Below are 14331 nucleotides of genomic sequence, written 5' to 3'. Positions count from 1 at the left end.
AAGCTGCAGGGGATGATCACCCAAGTGGTGACCTCGGTGCAGAGCGTCAGCGATTCGTCGGAGCACACCGCCGACATCGCAATCCGCACCAACCAGGGCGTGCATAAGCAAATGTCGGAGATCGACCAGGTCGCCACCGCCGTGCACGAGATGACCGCCACGGCCCAGGACGTGGCCCGCAACGCGACCCAGGCCGCCCAGGCCGCCAGTCACGCCGACCAGGCCGCCAGCCAGGGCATGCAGATCGTACGGGACACGTCCACGTCCATCGGCGCCCTGGCCGTGGAAATCGGCAAGGCGGTGGGCGTGGTGCAGACCCTGGCCAAGGACAGCGAGAACATCAACGCGATTCTCACCGCCATCCGTGGCATCGCCGAACAGACCAATCTGCTGGCCCTCAACGCGGCCATCGAAGCCGCCCGGGCCGGTGAGCAGGGTCGCGGATTCGCTGTAGTGGCTGATGAAGTGCGTAACCTGGCGCAGAAAACGCAGCAGGCCACGGAAGAAATCCAGTCGATGATCCAGCAATTGCAGCAGGGTACCCGGGACGTGGTACGGGTGATGGAAGACAGCCAGCACCGCACCGATCAAAGCGTGCAGCATGCGGCAAAAGCGGCCCAGGCCCTGGAAACCATCACCCAGGCAGTGTCGGTGATCAACGACATGAACACCCAGATCGCCAGCGCCGCCGAGGAGCAAAGCGCCGTGGCCGATGACATCAACCGCAACGTCATCAACATCGGGCAAGTGGCGAACGAAGTGGCGGGCGGCGCGGATGAGTCCAGCGCGGCCAGTGCCGGCTTGACCAAACTGGCGGAACAGCAGCGGCGGTTGATCAATCAGTTCAGGGTCTGATCCAGAACCGCTATCGCGAGCAGGCTCGCTCCCACAGGAGATTGCGGAAATGCCCCTGTGGGAGCGAGCCTGCTCGCGATAGCGACAGTAAAAGCACAACGGAACTCAAGCCGGAGTCAGACACTCCGGCCCATTGAGCTTCGGGTCATTGACCATGTTGGCCAGCACCCGCTCGCGCAATTGCGCCGGCTCGCTTGCCAGCAGCCCTTGCAGGGTGTGCAGCGGCGTTTCGGGGTCGAGCCACAGGCGCTGGCCCTCTTCGTCCAGGATCAACGGCCTGCGCTGCCCCGCCGCCGGCTGAGTGATGACCGCCGTGCTCAACCACACCTGCTCCTGCACGGGATACGCTTCCCAGATCGCGGCAAAGCACAACGACGAACCCTCTCCCGGCGTCAGCCAGTAGGGCCGCTTGCGTGTGCCGCCGCGCCATTCGTAGAAGCCGTTGGCCGGCAGCAGGCAGCGCCGCAGACGCAGGGCTTCACGGAACATCGGCTGCTCGGCCACGGTTTCGGCCCGGGCGTGGGCCGGAGTACGGGACAGGTCGGTCAGCCACGCGGGCGTCAGGCCCCAGCGCGCCCGTGCCAGCTCGCGCTGCCCGTCGGCACCGGCACGCAGCATCAGCACCGAATCATTGGGCGAAATATTCCATTGGGCCTTCTGGTCGGCAGGAAAGCCGGGCAAGGCCGCGAAAGCGGGGTTCCAGCGAAACAGGGCATAACGTCCACACATGGGGCAACACGACTCTTGATCGAATGGCTGCCAGCCTAACAGACCAACGTGCCGGGATAGCTCTCCGGCTCATCACCGGGCACTGGCATCGCGGCATTGTACGCAACGATGAGCTCCCGGGCGTACTGCGCCTGGTCGTCTTCTACCGCCAGGCCCAGGAGGCCTTGCATCGGCAACTCACCCGCGCCGCCCACCAGGTCGCGCCCCACCAGATGCGCCGTGATGCCCTCGCTGGCGAGCATGCCTTGCAGCAGCTCGCCCTCCATCAGGCTTTCCAGTTCGTAGATTCTTTGCATGGGCATCCCCATCAATCGTTTTCGCTGAAGACCTCGAGATGCCACTCCTCGCCATGCACTTGCAGGTTGAAAGTGATCGGTCGACAGCACACCTGACAGTCTTCGATATAGACCTGATCCCCGCCCGACAGATCCACAGTCGTCTCGACCTCTTCACCGCAATACGGACAATCATAACAAGCGGCTTCCAGCATCGCGGTCTCCCAGGTGACTTGTGCGTATAATCGCCGGTCTATTTGCAGGGCAATTTTCGTCTGGCTTATCTTCCAGGCCGTGCCCCGTCGTTTTTTCGATCGAACCTTTAACTTACCCTAGCCGTTTCCAACAAGAGAGCATGATGGGCGAATTCGATGCCATCCGACCTTACGACGACAGCGAAGTCCCAGCGGTGCTGGCCCGGCTGCTCGGCGACAAGGCGTTTCTAGATATCCTCACCCACTTCCGCTTCCCACGCCTGGCCGGCGCCTTCGGCTGGATGCTCAAACCTCTTATAGCGCAAAGATTGCGCCGTGAGTTCGCCGGCGTGACGTCGGTCGCCACTTTGCAGGACAAAGTGGAGTTCTACGTCGACCACACCATCGAGCGCGCCACCGACGGCGTGACCTATACCGGGGTGGAGCAGTTCAAGTCCGGCAGCGCATACCTGTTCATCGCCAACCACCGCGACATCGTGATGGACCCGGCCTTCGTCAACTATGCGGTGTACCACGCCGGCCTGCCGACGCCGCGCATCGCCATTGGCGACAACCTGCTGCAAAAACCTTTTGTCAGCGACCTGATGCGCCTGAACAAGAGCTTCATCGTGCACCGCTCCATCACCGGGCGGCGGGAGAAGATGGCGGCCTACCAGTTGCTGTCAGCGTATATCAACCACTCGATCCGCAACGACTGCGCCTCGATCTGGATCGCCCAGGCCGAAGGGCGGGCCAAGGACGGCGACGACCGCACCGAATCGGCCATCCTCAAGATGTTCCATATGAGCCGCAAGGACGAGCCATTCGGCGAGGTCATCCAGTCGCTGAACCTCACCCCCGTGTCGATCAGCTACGAATATGACCCGTGTGACCAGGCCAAGGCCCGCGAGCTGTATATCCGCGCCACCACCGGCACCTACACCAAGGCGCCGGGCGAAGATGACGTGAGCATCGCCAAGGGCATCACTGGCTACAAAGGCCGGGTGCACGTGAACTTTGCCGCGCCGATCACCGAGCTGTTCGAAGACACCAAGCAATTGGCCCAGGAGATGGATCGGCAGATTCTCGGCGGCTACCGCCTGTTCCCTGTGCATTACCTGGCTTACGCCCAATGGGCCGACGCCGATCCGCAGCTACAGGTTCCGCAAGCGGCCGAGGTATTCGGCGCCGATGAACTGGCCAAGGCCCAGGAAGAATGGCAGCGCCGATTGGACGCGTGCCCGGCGGAACACCGACCGTTCCTGGTACTGCAATATGCGACGCCGGTGCGTAATCAGTATCGGGTCAAGGCGGGGTTGGCGCTGTAAGCCAACGCAGGGCCTTGTGGCGAGGGGATTTATCCCCGCTGGGCTGCAAAGCGGCCCTATCGCTATCGACTCAATCTGTCTGACCCATCGGGTTAGCTGGTTTTAGGGCTGCTTCGCAGCCCAGCGGGGATAAATCCCCTCGCCACAAGAGCAACTTTGCTACAGGTCAGGTCATCTCAACTGATCTGCGTGCTGATCCACGACACCAGCAACGCCAACGCCAGGCAGCCAAAGCCGAATCGGTAGAAAAACCGGTTCATGCGCTGCGTCGCCAAGTCCAGCAACGCTTCGAACCGTTCTTCGCTATTGCGATTGCCTGCTTGCAGGCTCGCTCGCGCCCGCTGCTCACGGCGGCGCGTCGCATGCAGTACCCAACCGCCAGGGCAGGCAAACAGCAAGGCGAACAGGTTGATCAGTTTGGCCGGGTGGGCAGCGAACAACGAAAGCAGATGCAGCGACATCACAAACCTCAAGCAAAACAGGCGGGACCTTCGGACAGGGCGCGGATTCTACCGAAAGCCCAGCACCCTGCCCCATTTTTTCCGACCTGTGGGAGCAAGGCTTGCCCAGAGCTTCGTTGCTGCGGGCTGAGCTATGGATTTATGTTCTCCGTCACGGTTTGGTCATCTGGATAAGCCACCCTGTCGCCCTCCAAACCTGCACGGACCCCGTCATGCTTCACGCCGAAAACCAGGATCGCCTCTACCTCATCACCCCAAGCGACGAACAGCAGAATCTCGTCGGCAGCCTGTCCTTCAACGTACAGGACCCACATTGGCTGGTGTATTGCGCCCTCGGTGGCCATCAACATGCCGACCTGCCGGAGACAGATCTGCTGACAGGCATCAGTGTGCTGGAACTGTATTCACAGGCCGCCTAGGAAATCGCGCAAAAAAAAACCTGTGGGAGCGAGCCTGCTCGCGATAGCGGCATCACATCTGAAATCAATGTGACTGATAAACCGCTATCGCGAGCAGGCTCGCTCCCACAGGTGGGGGGTCAGGCCCGGATCTTACTCAGCCAGTACCTGGCCGATGGTCGGGTCCTTGAACAGCCGGGTCAGGGCATCGCTCAACACGTCGCTGACCAGCTTGGTATTGGTGTCCTGGTTGGGCGCCATGCCGAAACGCTGATCCAGGGAAGCACCGTAACGGCCGCTGTAACGGCGGCTGGCATTCTGCACATCGGAACGGAAGGTCGCGCCGATGGTGGCTTCGGTCACGTACATGCCTTCCTTAGGCGACTGATACTTGAGTTCGGCCAGGGTAACGGTCAGTTGCGGAGCATTCATTGCGTTCGCGGTCGGGGTGAACCCCAGCAGACGCACGGCGGCTTCAGCCTGGGCCTGCAGCTTGGGCAGGATCTGCGCACCCTGTACCGTGATGACGCTGGTTTCCGGGTACAGACCGCCACGGGTGCCGAGCGTCGGCGACGGACGGCCGTCCACCACCCGTACCACCACCGGTTGGCCATGGCCCACAGGCGCCAGCTGGGCGTTGAGCTTGGGTTCCGGGTTAAGTTGTTGCGGGCTGTGGGCGCAGCCGACAAGGGTCAGACTGGTCACAGCGATCAAACCGAACAACAGGCGTTGCAACATGCGCTTCTCTCCAGAATCGGGCACTGACAGACCCGCAGTATAGCGGTGCGCCAGCGCGGCGAACCAGCCGAATGAATACTGAAATTTCAGACATGTACCGCCAATGCCGGTTCCTGTCATTCCATTGTCACGGTCCTTACACCGGCATGTCATGGCTCGCTGTCAGGCTGCTCATAAGTCCCCCGACACGGAAATCCGACCATGCGTCTTCTCGTCTCCTTGTTCACGCCACGCCCACAGCATCGCAGCTTTGCCCTGCTGGATCGCAACGGCCGTTGCCAGGCGTTCAAACAATGCAGCCTGCAACCCATGGGCGAAGGCTGGGTGGAAATCGAAGAAATCCGTCTCAACTGGCTGAATCAGCCTTTACCCGCCAGCGCCCGCGTACAGCCGCTTCGCAGTCGCGCGCGCAGCCGCCAGTTGTTAGCCATCTGACCGAATGGCTAATAAAAGTCATTAAACACGACCATTTTCCTGCGTTTCTTCGTTACAATCTCCCCCCGATTATAAGGACGTCTCCTGATCGGGCCTCGCAACGCCGCTGATGCGCTTGTATTGGCACCCCGCACCGCCCACAGAGAGCCGCCCACACAGATCGAGTGAAGCTGGCGCGCCCGCTGTTTCCGGGCCAATCACCACTTTTCGCGAATCTGCAGAGCTGTCATTACGCTCGGTCACTGAGCTGTCTGCCCGTTTTGCCTGTCATGTACTGCATGGGGCAAACAATCCGGACACGGTGCCTGGCTGGGACAGCCCTTTTTGAGGTTCACGTCTTCAAAAGAGCGTGAAAAAACGGGTTTTCACAACTTCACAAGAGTGTGGCGAGCAAATGAAAAGTTTTGCGTCTGAACAAGCACCATTGGCGTCTGAAACAGCCCAACGACACAGGACCGGATATCGCTCAAGAACCGGCGCCTGAAGCCTGTCCGCTACGGATTTGGTTGCACGAACGGATGTCTCGGCCATAAGTCGAATTGTGTGCCCGGCGCTTAAATGAGTTCATGTGACTCTTGAGGCCAGGCTGCATGCATCCGTAGCAGTTGCAAAAAATTGCGAAGATTCGGACATGGCGATCCTGGCCATGGGTACCTGGGGCGCAACCGACCTGCCCCGCCACTCCTGGCCGCTATGCCGACAATTTGGTGCTGCAGATTTTGGAGACGCGTTAAATGGCGCATAACGAAGCAGTCGATGTAGTTCTGGTAGGGGCCGGCATCATGAGTGCCACCCTGGCCGTGCTGCTCAAGGAGCTCGACCCCGCGATTTCGCTGGAAGTCGTCGAGCTGATGGATTCCGGTGCCGCGGAGAGTTCCAACCCCTGGAACAACGCCGGTACAGGCCACGCCGGGCTGTGTGAGCTGAACTACACGCCGCAGGCGGCCGATGGCAGTGTCGACATCAAGAAAGCCGTGCACATCAACACCCAGTTCGAGGTGTCGAAGCAGTTCTGGACGTACCTGACCCAGAAAAGCACGTTCGGCTCCTCCAAGTCCTTTATCGCGCCGGTGCCGCACCTGAGCTTCGTGCAGGGCGAAAAAGGCGTGTCGTTCCTGAAGAAGCGCTTCGAGCTGCTGAGCCAGCATCACGCTTTCGCCAACATGGAATACACCGAAGACAAAGGCAAGATGGCCGAGTGGATGCCGCTGATGATGCCGGGGCGTCCGGCCGATGAAGTCATCGCCGCCACCCGGGTCATGAACGGCACCGACGTCAACTTCGGCGCCCTGACCAACCAACTGCTCAAGCATCTGACCAGCGCGCCAGGCACCCAGGTCAAGTACTGCAAGCGCGTCACCGGGCTCAAGCGCAACGGCAACGGCTGGACCGTGAGCATCAAGGACGTCAACTCCGGCAGCAGCCGCGACGTCGATGCCAAATTCGTCTTCCTGGGTGCCGGTGGCGCGGCGTTGCCATTGCTGCAAGCCTCAGGCATCGAGGAAAGCAAGGGCTTCGGCGGCTTCCCGGTCAGTGGCCAATGGCTGCGTTGCGACAACCCGGAAGTGGTCAAGCACCACCAGGCCAAGGTTTACAGCCAGGCTGCCGTAGGCTCGCCGCCGATGTCGGTGCCGCACCTGGATACCCGCGTGGTCGACGGCAAGAAATCCCTGCTGTTCGGACCCTATGCCGGTTTCACCACCAAGTTCCTCAAGCACGGTTCGATCATGGACCTGCCGCTGTCGGTACGCGCCGGCAACATCGGCCCGATGCTGGCGGTAGCCCGGGACAACATGGACCTGACCAAATACCTGATCAGTGAAGTGATGCAGTCCATGGAGCAGCGTCTGGAATCCCTGCGTCGCTTCTACCCCGAAGCGAAAGCCGAGGACTGGCGCCTGGAAGTGGCCGGCCAACGGGTGCAGATCATCAAGAAAGACCCGAAGAAAGGTGGTGTCCTGCAGTTCGGTACCGAACTGGTAGCAGCCAAGGACGGCACCCTCGCCGCCCTGCTTGGCGCATCGCCAGGCGCTTCGGTGACCGTGTCGATCATGCTGGACCTGATCGAGCGCTGCTTCCCGGACAAGGCCAAGGGAGAGTGGGCGGCCAAGCTCGCGGAAATTTTCCCGGCCCGGGAAAAAGTGCTGGAAACCGACGCGGCGTTGTATCGCAAGATCAACGCGCAGAACAACATCGCGCTGGAACTGGTCGAAGACAGCAAGGCTCAAAGTTACGCCTGATACTGTCTCGTTATAAATAAAAAGCCTCCAACTGATGGAGGCTTTTTATTTTCCGCGTTTATTTCATGCTGAACTTGATGTGTGTTCCGCCATGACGAACGTAATCGTCGTCATCATCAATCTCAAACAACTCTGCGACACAGAAATCCTTGGGTTGTGCATCAACCCAACGGCGATAAGGCATTGTTTGCTCATCACTCACCGGAGCTTTGGCGATGTGTCCGAAACTGAAATGGCACTTGCGACTGCCTTGGGTGTAGGTAAAAGACTCCCGCTCGGCGCGCGACTGTGGCAGGTAATAGGTCAGTTCCTGACTCGCGCCGGGACTTACCGAAAAGCCATGGCCTGCATTGGCCGGGTCCTGGGTCCAGGTGAAGTCGCTGCCAGGAACAATCGTTGCCGACGTTGCGTTGAAAATTTCCACATTGACGATCTCATCGAATGCATTGGAAACCGAACTTGCCAGGCAACCGAGCAAGGCCAACAACGCCCCAGCAATACATTTACTTTTATCTTCCATGATGAATACAGCTCCATTAAAGCGATTGAATTGAAACCATCCGGTCCCAACGCAAAAGTAATGGAAGTCTAACTAAAACAGAACAGTCCGAATGGTGACATAACCTTTCGGACATTTCTTAAAAGGACTACTAGAAAACCAAAGGAAGGTGATCAAACGCCCCGAAAGGCGTCAAATCCGCGCTGACCTGCTCAACCGCGCGCCTTTTTGAACAACTCGATGTATTCCTCGGCATTACGCTGATCCTGGATCAACGCAACAAAATCGTTACCGTGTTCATCCTTGCCATTGAGGTCATAGCCGGCTTCGACGAAGAAGGTCAGGAAACGCTCGAAATCATCGACCCGCAGGCCACGGTAACCCTTGATCAGTTTGTGCAACGACGGCGAGATGGCATCGGCCGGTTCGAAATTGAGGAACAGCTTGATCTGTTCATCGCCAATCTCGTCACCAATCACTTGTTTCTTGTCTTTACGCATTGCCGGCTCCAACTCGCACAGTTCACGGGGCTGGCAGTTTACCCCCGGCAGGCCCCGGCGCTCAACGCGGGTGTACCGCTCCGGTGTGCAGATCGGCCCAGACGTGGCCGTTGGCATAGCTGAGGAACTGCACGTACACCGTGTCGTTGCGCAGCAGATCGATGACCGCCCGATAATGCGCCTGTGGATAAGACAGGGTCAGGGTCTTGCTCGCCTCGTCGAAGACCGGCTTCTTCAGGCTCTTGCTTTCGCCATCGAAGTTGAGGATCACCTGATTGATGGTGGCGCCCTTGTTCAAGGGCTTGCCCTTGAGGCGCACCAGCAACGGCGAAGTCACCGGTATCGGCTGCTGGTTGGACTGACGCTGATTGCCCAGTACCACCGAGTACTCGGTGACTTGCAGCAGTTGCTGCTGTTCGGGCTGTTCCTGGCGTACCGTCAGGTCGTCGGGTGGCAGGAACTGGCTGTGCATCGGCGCGGCAACGGCCACCAGCGGCAGGCTGGAAATCAGAAGCAAGGCGGCACGGCGGCGGATCGATACAATCATGACAGGCTCCGGGATCTTGGCCTCGCACTCTAGCATGAGCATGGCCAGTAAAAATAAACGATCCAGGTCAACACCGGGGGACGCCGCAGGAGGCATACTCAAAGGGCCATCATCCTGTCCCTCACCACAGGGAACTCGGTATTTTTTGCCCATTCCTTTTGAGGAGTACCCATGTCCTTCTCCGCGCCACCTCTATTCGCCGCCTGGCGTCAAAGCTGGCGGGCCGGTTATACCCTTGAACGCCTGCGGGGCGACCTGGTGGCCGGGCTGACGGTCGGGATCATCGCCATCCCCCTGGCGATGGCCTTGGCAATCGCGGTGGGCGTGCCGCCGCAGCACGGCTTGTACACGGTGCTGGTGGCCGCACCGCTGATCGCCCTGACCGGTGGTTCGCGTTTCAACGTGAGCGGGCCGACGGCGGCATTCGTGGTGATCCTGCTGCCCATCACCCAGCAGTACGGGCTAGGCGGCCTGCTATTGTGCACGATGCTGGCTGGGCTGATTCTGATCGCTTTGGGATTGATGCGCGCCGGGCGGTTGATCCAGTACATCCCCTATCCCGTGATCCTCGGTTTCACTGCCGGCATCGGCGTGGTCATCGCCACCCTGCAACTGAAGGATCTATTGGGCCTGACGACTGCCGGCCAGGCCCGCCACTACATTGAACAACTGGGCGAGCTGATCGTGGCACTGCCGGGCGCCCACCTCGGTGACAGCCTCATCGGTGCCACGTGCCTGGCGGTCTTGATCGTCTGGCCGCGCTGGGTACCGCGGGTGCCAGGCCATCTGGTCGCCCTGCTGGTCGGGGCACTGCTGGGGCTGGCACTGGAGCGCGGCGGGTGGCCGGTGGCGACGCTGGGGGAACGCTTCAGCTATGTGGTCAATGGCGTCAGCCACCCCGGGATTCCACCGTTCCTGCCGAGCTTCGACTGGCCCTGGAATCTTCCTGACAGCCAGGGTCGTCCGTTGGTGCTGTCCTACGACCTGATCCGACAGCTGCTGGCACCCGCCTTCGCCATCGCCATGCTCGGCGCCATCGAGTCGCTGTTGTGCGCCGTGGTGGCAGACGGCATGACCGGCAGCAGGCACGATCCCAACGCAGAGCTGATGGGCCAGGGCCTGGGTAACCTGGTGGCGCCACTGTTCGGCGGCATCACCGCCACCGCCGCGATTGCCCGCAGCGCCACCAACGTGCGTAGCGGTGCGTCTTCGCCCTTGGCATCGATCATCCACAGCCTCGTGGTACTGGCGGCGATTGTGTTGTTGGCGCCGCTGTTCAGCTATCTGCCCATGGCCGCGCTGGCGGCGCTGCTGGTAATGGTCGCCTGGAACATGAGCGAAGCCGGGCACGTGCTGCACACCTTGCGCATCGCCCCGCGCAGCGATGTGCTGGTGCTGCTGACCTGTCTGGGCCTGACGGTGCTGTTCGACATGGTCCTGGCCGTCTCCGTCGGCCTGCTGCTGGCGGCCGGGCTGTTCGTCAAGCGTATGAGCGAGCTGACCGACAGCGCCGAACTGCCGCGGCACTTTCATCAAGCGTTGCTGGACATGCCGGAGCATGTGCGTTGCTACGGGATTCGCGGCCCGCTGTTCTTCGGTGCGGCAGAAAAGGCCCTGGATGTACTGCGCAGGTTCGATCCGGGAGTCCGCGTCGTGGTGGTGGAAATGAGCGCCGTACCGATGCTGGACATGACGGCACTGGCTGCGTTTGAAAATATCCTGAAGGACTACCGCAAGCACGGTATCGGCCTGATCCTGGTAGCGACCGCGCCGCGAGTGCGCCTGAAGCTGCGCCGCGCCGGCATCCATCGCGAGCAGCGCCAACTGGCGTATGTGCAGACTCTGGAGCAGGCGCGGATCAAGAGTGAGCATTGGCTGGCGGCTTGTGAGAGCAAGGCTTGCCCGCGATGAAGCTGACGCGGTCTGCATTCGAAACCGAGGCGCCTGTTTCGCGAGCAAGCTTTGCTCCCACAAAATAGCCTGTTCGGCGCTCAGTCGAACTGCGCACGCATCCAGGCGTGGTACTCAGCTACACCCGCCTCGCCCTCGCGGGGCGCCCAGTGGGCCAGCTCGCCTTCGCCCACGGGCCGGTAAGGACCGGCCTTGCACTCGAACATCAGGCTGTCGGCTTCCAGTACCACCAGGCCGTGATACATCCCGGCCGGCAGGTCGACGCCGAGGCAATCACCACCGGCCTGGAGAATGCGCTTGTCCATCACCGCACCGGCGTCGTCAAAGATCAACACACCGAGACGTCCCCTTAGCACCAGCAGGGTTTCTGCCCTGTCGGCACCGAGGTGACGATGGGGCGGAATGTACGTGGACGGTTGCAACCCCACCGCCATCCGATGACAGGGTTCGTCCATCTGATGGAAGTTGTGGTGCTGCCGCCCGCGAGGGCTATCGGCAGCCTTCTCGGCCAGCTCATCGAACAGCGTTTGGTCCAGGAAACCCGGGCGAGTCATTCGATCACATGCCCTTGACGGCGAAAATGCCGTTGGCGTTGCGCCAGTAACCTTTGTAGTCCATGCCATAACCGAAGATGTAGCGGTCGATGCAGGGCAGGCCGACGAAATCAGCCTTCAGGTCGGGACGGGCCTTGCGGTCGTGGTCCTTGTCGATCAGCACTGCGGTGTGCACGGCGCGGGCGCCGGCATGCCGGCAGAAGTCGATGATCGCGCCCAGGGTGTGCCCCTCGTCGAGGATGTCGTCGATGATCAGCACGTCACGGTCGATGAACGAGACTTCCGGCTTGGCTTTCCAGAACAGGTCGCCGCCGCTGGTTTCGTTGCGATAACGGGTGGCATGCAGGTACGACGCCTCCAACGGGAAGTTCAGGTAGGTCAGCAGCTTGCCGGAGAAGATCAGCCCGCCGTTCATGACACAGAACACCACCGGGTTGGAGTCGGCCAGTTGGTCGTTGATCTGCGCACCGACCCGGGCAATGGCTGCTTCGACTTCGGCTTCGGTGTACAGGCAATCAGCCTCCGCCATGATTTGACGGATATGCTCGAGATCAGCGGACATGTTGCTCTCCAGGGGTGCAGGTTCGGAAAAGCGGGCAAAGGTACGCATCCCGCCCGGCCAGATCAAGGGTTTGTGGACTAACGTTCTGTATTGTCTATAGGACAAGCCATCGGGATAGATTAATCTAGCCCGGTTTTTTTGCCCGCCGCCGGAGCCTTCCCCATGCCCATCCTCGAGATCCGCCATCCGCTGATCAGACACAAACTCGGCCTGATGCGTCGCGCCGATATCAGCACGAAGAACTTCCGCGAGCTCGCCCAGGAAGTCGGTGCGCTGCTCACCTATGAAGCCACCAAAGACCTGCCGCTGGAATCCTACGAGATCGACGGCTGGGCCGGTGCGGTCCAGGTGGAGAAAATCGCTGGCAAGAAGATCACCGTGGTACCGATCCTGCGCGCCGGCATCGGCATGCTCGAGGGCGTGCTGAGCCTGATCCCGGGTGCCAAGGTCAGCGCCGTGGGCGTGGCTCGCAACGAAGAAACGCTGCAGGCCCACACCTACCTGGAAAAACTGGTGCCGGAAATCGACGAACGCCTGGCCATGATCATCGACCCGATGCTCGCCACCGGCGGTTCCATGGTCGCCACCATCGACCTGCTGAAAAAGGCCGGTTGCCGCGACATCCGCGCCATGGTCCTGGTTGCCGCCCCCGAAGGCATCAAGGTGGTCCAGGACGCTCACCCGGACGTGACCATCTACACCGCCTCCATCGACCAGAAACTCAACGAGCACGGCTACATCATCCCGGGCCTGGGCGATGCCGGCGACAAGATCTTCGGCACCAAGCAGAAGGACGCCTGAGCATGCAGGACGAGTTCAACGATCCGCTCTGGCGCCAGGTGCTGTCCGGCGCACAGATGCTGTTCGTCGCCTTCGGCGCGCTGGTGCTGATGCCGTTGATCACCGGGCTGGACCCGAACGTCGCGCTGTTCACCGCAGGCTTGGGGACGATCCTGTTCCAGATCGTCACCGGGCGGCAGGTGCCGGTGTTCCTGGCGTCGAGCTTTGCCTTCATCACCCCGATCATTCTCGCCAAGGGCCAGTTCGGCCTCGCGGCGACCATGGGCGGCGTGATGGCGGCCGGTTTCGTCTATACCTTCCTGGGCCTGGCCGTGAAGATCAAGGGCACCGGTTTCATCGACCGGCTGCTGCCGCCAGTGGTCATCGGTCCGGTGATCATTTCCATCGGCCTGGCGATGGCGCCGATTGCCGCGAACATGGCAATGGGCAAGGCCGGCGACGGCACCGAGCTGATTCACTACCAGACCGCGATGATGATCTCGATGCCGGCCCTGCTCACCACGCTGATCGTCGCGGTGTTCGGCAAAGGTATCTTCCGTCTGGTGCCGATCATCTCCGGCGTGCTGGTGGGCTTCGCCATGGCGTTTTTCTTCGGCGTGGTGGACACCGCCAAAATCGCCGCCGCACCGTGGTTCGCGCTGCCGGCCTTCACCGCCCCCGCGTTCAACTGGCAGGCGATCCTGTTCATCGTGCCGGTGGCCCTGGCGCCGGCCATCGAACACATTGGCGGGGTGATTGCCGTGGGCAGCGTGACCGGTCGCGACTACCTGAAAAAGCCCGGCCTGCATCGGACCCTGCTCGGTGACGGCATTGCCACCACTGCAGCCGGTCTGTTTGGCGGTCCGCCCAACACTACCTATGCCGAAGTCACCGGCGCGGTGATGCTGACCAAGAACTACAACCCGAAAATCATGACCTGGGCGGCGATCTTCGCCATCGCGCTGGCTTTCATCGGCAAGTTCGGCGCGTTACTGCAAAGCATCCCGGTACCGGTCATGGGCGGGATCCTGTGCCTGTTGTTCGGTTCGATTGCGGCGGTGGGCATGAACACCCTGATCCGTCACAAGATCGACCTGGGCGAAGCACGCAACCTGGTGATCGTTTCGGTGACGCTGGTGTTCGGCATCGGCGGTGTGCTGGTGGGGACCGGCACCGGTCCGGATGACTTCGGTCTCAAAGGCATCGCGCTGTGCGCGGTGGTGGCGATCGGGCTGAACCTGCTGCTGCCGGGTAATGACGGTTGGAAGCAGAAGAAGGCGGATGAGCCGCTGCTCTAGCATTTGTGTTGCCTGACAAGTCCCCAT

18 protein-coding genes are annotated in these 14331 nt (G+C 61.0%); 8 read left to right on the top strand and 10 right to left on the bottom strand.

Translation table 11 applies throughout. The features are described from left to right. Window positions 1-12 precede the first annotated feature (12 nt). Window positions 13-855, top strand: coding sequence for a methyl-accepting chemotaxis protein (locus CGA22_RS27600; RefSeq protein ID WP_411157123.1), 843 nt, complete (start codon window positions 13-15; stop codon window positions 853-855). A 105-nt stretch (window positions 856-960) separates the two neighbouring features. On the opposite strand, the gene CGA22_RS25190 is transcribed toward CGA22_RS27600, so the two are convergent. The 3 genes from CGA22_RS25190 to CGA22_RS25180 are packed head-to-tail and all read right to left on the bottom strand — an operon-like array spanning window position 961 to window position 2074. Beyond that, window positions 961-1584, bottom strand: coding sequence for an SOS response-associated peptidase (locus tag CGA22_RS25190; protein ID WP_041020603.1), 624 nt, complete (start codon window positions 1582-1584; stop codon window positions 961-963). 35 nt (window positions 1585-1619) lie between these two features. After that, entirely contained in the window at window positions 1620-1880 is a 261-nt protein-coding gene (locus tag CGA22_RS25185) for a putative signal transducing protein (RefSeq protein ID WP_041020608.1), read from the bottom strand. 11 nt (window positions 1881-1891) lie between these two features. Next, window positions 1892-2074: a CPXCG motif-containing cysteine-rich protein gene (locus CGA22_RS25180; protein WP_041020604.1), complete on the bottom strand. Its 183-nt coding sequence runs from the start codon at window positions 2072-2074 to the stop codon at window positions 1892-1894. Window positions 2075-2214: 140 nt separating this feature from the next. Here CGA22_RS25180 and CGA22_RS25175 point away from each other — a divergent pair, with 140 nt between their 5' ends. Continuing rightward, window positions 2215-3381, top strand: a complete 1167-nt coding sequence (locus tag CGA22_RS25175) for a 1-acyl-sn-glycerol-3-phosphate acyltransferase (protein WP_041020605.1) — start codon at window positions 2215-2217, stop codon at window positions 3379-3381. Window positions 3382-3557: 176 nt separating this feature from the next. Here the strand turns inward: CGA22_RS25175 and CGA22_RS25170 are convergent, their stop codons facing one another. Beyond that, window positions 3558-3842, bottom strand: a complete 285-nt coding sequence (locus CGA22_RS25170) for a hypothetical protein (protein WP_041020606.1) — start codon at window positions 3840-3842, stop codon at window positions 3558-3560. A 212-nt stretch (window positions 3843-4054) separates the two neighbouring features. On the opposite strand from CGA22_RS25170, the gene CGA22_RS25165 reads away from it, so the two are divergent. Beyond that, window positions 4055-4261, top strand: a complete 207-nt coding sequence (locus tag CGA22_RS25165) for a hypothetical protein (RefSeq protein ID WP_041020607.1) — start codon at window positions 4055-4057, stop codon at window positions 4259-4261. 132 nt (window positions 4262-4393) lie between these two features. Here CGA22_RS25165 and CGA22_RS25160 read toward each other — a convergent pair whose 3' ends face one another. Beyond that, window positions 4394-4978, bottom strand: coding sequence for a YajG family lipoprotein (locus CGA22_RS25160; RefSeq protein WP_041024980.1), 585 nt, complete (start codon window positions 4976-4978; stop codon window positions 4394-4396). Window positions 4979-5179: 201 nt separating this feature from the next. Between CGA22_RS25160 and CGA22_RS25155 the strand changes: the two genes are divergently transcribed. Together CGA22_RS25155 and mqo are read left to right on the top strand one after the other, a co-directional pair. Continuing rightward, window positions 5180-5413, top strand: coding sequence for a hypothetical protein (locus tag CGA22_RS25155; RefSeq protein ID WP_041024981.1), 234 nt, complete (start codon window positions 5180-5182; stop codon window positions 5411-5413). A gap of 734 nt (window positions 5414-6147) precedes the next feature. Further along, on the top strand, window positions 6148-7653 hold the full coding sequence (mqo, locus tag CGA22_RS25150) for a malate dehydrogenase (quinone) (protein ID WP_041022095.1): 1506 nt from the start codon (window positions 6148-6150) through the stop codon (window positions 7651-7653). A gap of 58 nt (window positions 7654-7711) precedes the next feature. Here the strand turns inward: mqo and CGA22_RS25145 are convergent, their stop codons facing one another. The 3 genes from CGA22_RS25145 to CGA22_RS25135 all read right to left on the bottom strand — a co-directional run bounded on the left by CGA22_RS25145 (window position 7712) and on the right by CGA22_RS25135 (window position 9199). Further along, a complete protein-coding gene (locus tag CGA22_RS25145) occupies window positions 7712-8173 on the bottom strand; it encodes a hypothetical protein (RefSeq protein WP_041022096.1) in 462 nt (153 codons plus the stop codon). Between the two features lie 191 nt (window positions 8174-8364). Further along, the gene (locus CGA22_RS25140) at window positions 8365-8652 is read right to left on the bottom strand and encodes a PA4642 family protein (protein ID WP_041022097.1); all 288 of its coding nucleotides are present in this window, start codon (window positions 8650-8652) and stop codon (window positions 8365-8367) included. 61 nt (window positions 8653-8713) lie between these two features. After that, on the bottom strand, window positions 8714-9199 hold the full coding sequence (locus tag CGA22_RS25135) for a hypothetical protein (protein WP_041022098.1): 486 nt from the start codon (window positions 9197-9199) through the stop codon (window positions 8714-8716). Between the two features lie 171 nt (window positions 9200-9370). Here CGA22_RS25135 and dauA point away from each other — a divergent pair, with 171 nt between their 5' ends. Beyond that, window positions 9371-11110 carry a C4-dicarboxylic acid transporter DauA gene (gene dauA, locus CGA22_RS25130; protein ID WP_041022099.1) on the top strand — a complete coding sequence of 580 codons (1740 nt, stop codon included), beginning with the start codon at window positions 9371-9373 and terminating at the stop codon, window positions 11108-11110. An 80-nt stretch (window positions 11111-11190) separates the two neighbouring features. Here the strand turns inward: dauA and CGA22_RS25125 are convergent, their stop codons facing one another. Together CGA22_RS25125 and CGA22_RS25120 are read right to left on the bottom strand one after the other, a co-directional pair. Next, on the bottom strand, window positions 11191-11664 hold the full coding sequence (locus CGA22_RS25125) for a WbuC family cupin fold metalloprotein (protein ID WP_188258744.1): 474 nt from the start codon (window positions 11662-11664) through the stop codon (window positions 11191-11193). Window positions 11665-11668: 4 nt separating this feature from the next. Continuing rightward, window positions 11669-12226, bottom strand: a complete 558-nt coding sequence (locus CGA22_RS25120; RefSeq protein WP_041020499.1) for a hypoxanthine-guanine phosphoribosyltransferase — start codon at window positions 12224-12226, stop codon at window positions 11669-11671. Window positions 12227-12388: 162 nt separating this feature from the next. On the opposite strand from CGA22_RS25120, the gene upp reads away from it, so the two are divergent. Beyond that, window positions 12389-13027, top strand: coding sequence for a uracil phosphoribosyltransferase (gene upp, locus CGA22_RS25115; protein ID WP_024778135.1), 639 nt, complete (start codon window positions 12389-12391; stop codon window positions 13025-13027). A gap of 2 nt (window positions 13028-13029) precedes the next feature. After that, the gene (locus CGA22_RS25110) at window positions 13030-14304 is read left to right on the top strand and encodes a uracil-xanthine permease family protein (protein WP_188258743.1); all 1275 of its coding nucleotides are present in this window, start codon (window positions 13030-13032) and stop codon (window positions 14302-14304) included. The last annotated feature ends 27 nt before the right edge of the window (window positions 14305-14331 follow it).

Origin of the sequence: Pseudomonas sp. PSB18 (assembly GCF_014596565.1) — a bacterium.
Classification (GTDB): Bacteria; Pseudomonadota; Gammaproteobacteria; order Pseudomonadales; family Pseudomonadaceae; genus Aquipseudomonas.
Note: the sequence above shows the minus strand (reverse complement) of the source record. Positions and strands in the feature narration are given on the sequence as shown.

Excerpts from the sequence above, each read along its gene's own strand:
- CGA22_RS25170 (WP_041020606.1), bottom strand. The coding sequence starts at position 3,842 with ATGTCGCTGCATCTGCTTTCGTTGTTCGCTGCCCACCCGGCCAAACTG.
- CGA22_RS25165 (WP_041020607.1), top strand. The coding sequence starts at position 4,055 with ATGCTTCACGCCGAAAACCAGGATCGCCTCTACCTCATCACCCCAAGC.
- CGA22_RS25125 (WP_188258744.1), bottom strand. The coding sequence starts at position 11,664 with ATGACTCGCCCGGGTTTCCTGGACCAAACGCTGTTCGATGAGCTGGCC.
- mqo (WP_041022095.1), top strand. The coding sequence starts at position 6,148 with ATGGCGCATAACGAAGCAGTCGATGTAGTTCTGGTAGGGGCCGGCATC.
- CGA22_RS25160 (WP_041024980.1), bottom strand. The coding sequence starts at position 4,978 with ATGTTGCAACGCCTGTTGTTCGGTTTGATCGCTGTGACCAGTCTGACC.
- CGA22_RS25180 (WP_041020604.1), bottom strand. The coding sequence starts at position 2,074 with ATGCTGGAAGCCGCTTGTTATGATTGTCCGTATTGCGGTGAAGAGGTC.
- CGA22_RS25110 (WP_188258743.1), top strand. The coding sequence starts at position 13,030 with ATGCAGGACGAGTTCAACGATCCGCTCTGGCGCCAGGTGCTGTCCGGC.
- dauA (WP_041022099.1), top strand. The coding sequence starts at position 9,371 with ATGTCCTTCTCCGCGCCACCTCTATTCGCCGCCTGGCGTCAAAGCTGG.
- CGA22_RS25155 (WP_041024981.1), top strand. The coding sequence starts at position 5,180 with ATGCGTCTTCTCGTCTCCTTGTTCACGCCACGCCCACAGCATCGCAGC.
- CGA22_RS25145 (WP_041022096.1), bottom strand. The coding sequence starts at position 8,173 with ATGGAAGATAAAAGTAAATGTATTGCTGGGGCGTTGTTGGCCTTGCTC.
- CGA22_RS25135 (WP_041022098.1), bottom strand. The coding sequence starts at position 9,199 with ATGATTGTATCGATCCGCCGCCGTGCCGCCTTGCTTCTGATTTCCAGC.
- CGA22_RS25120 (WP_041020499.1), bottom strand. The coding sequence starts at position 12,226 with ATGTCCGCTGATCTCGAGCATATCCGTCAAATCATGGCGGAGGCTGAT.
- CGA22_RS25140 (WP_041022097.1), bottom strand. The coding sequence starts at position 8,652 with ATGCGTAAAGACAAGAAACAAGTGATTGGTGACGAGATTGGCGATGAA.
- CGA22_RS27600 (WP_411157123.1), top strand. The coding sequence starts at position 13 with ATGATCACCCAAGTGGTGACCTCGGTGCAGAGCGTCAGCGATTCGTCG.
- upp (WP_024778135.1), top strand. The coding sequence starts at position 12,389 with ATGCCCATCCTCGAGATCCGCCATCCGCTGATCAGACACAAACTCGGC.
- CGA22_RS25185 (WP_041020608.1), bottom strand. The coding sequence starts at position 1,880 with ATGCAAAGAATCTACGAACTGGAAAGCCTGATGGAGGGCGAGCTGCTG.
- CGA22_RS25190 (WP_041020603.1), bottom strand. The coding sequence starts at position 1,584 with ATGTGTGGACGTTATGCCCTGTTTCGCTGGAACCCCGCTTTCGCGGCC.
- CGA22_RS25175 (WP_041020605.1), top strand. The coding sequence starts at position 2,215 with ATGATGGGCGAATTCGATGCCATCCGACCTTACGACGACAGCGAAGTC.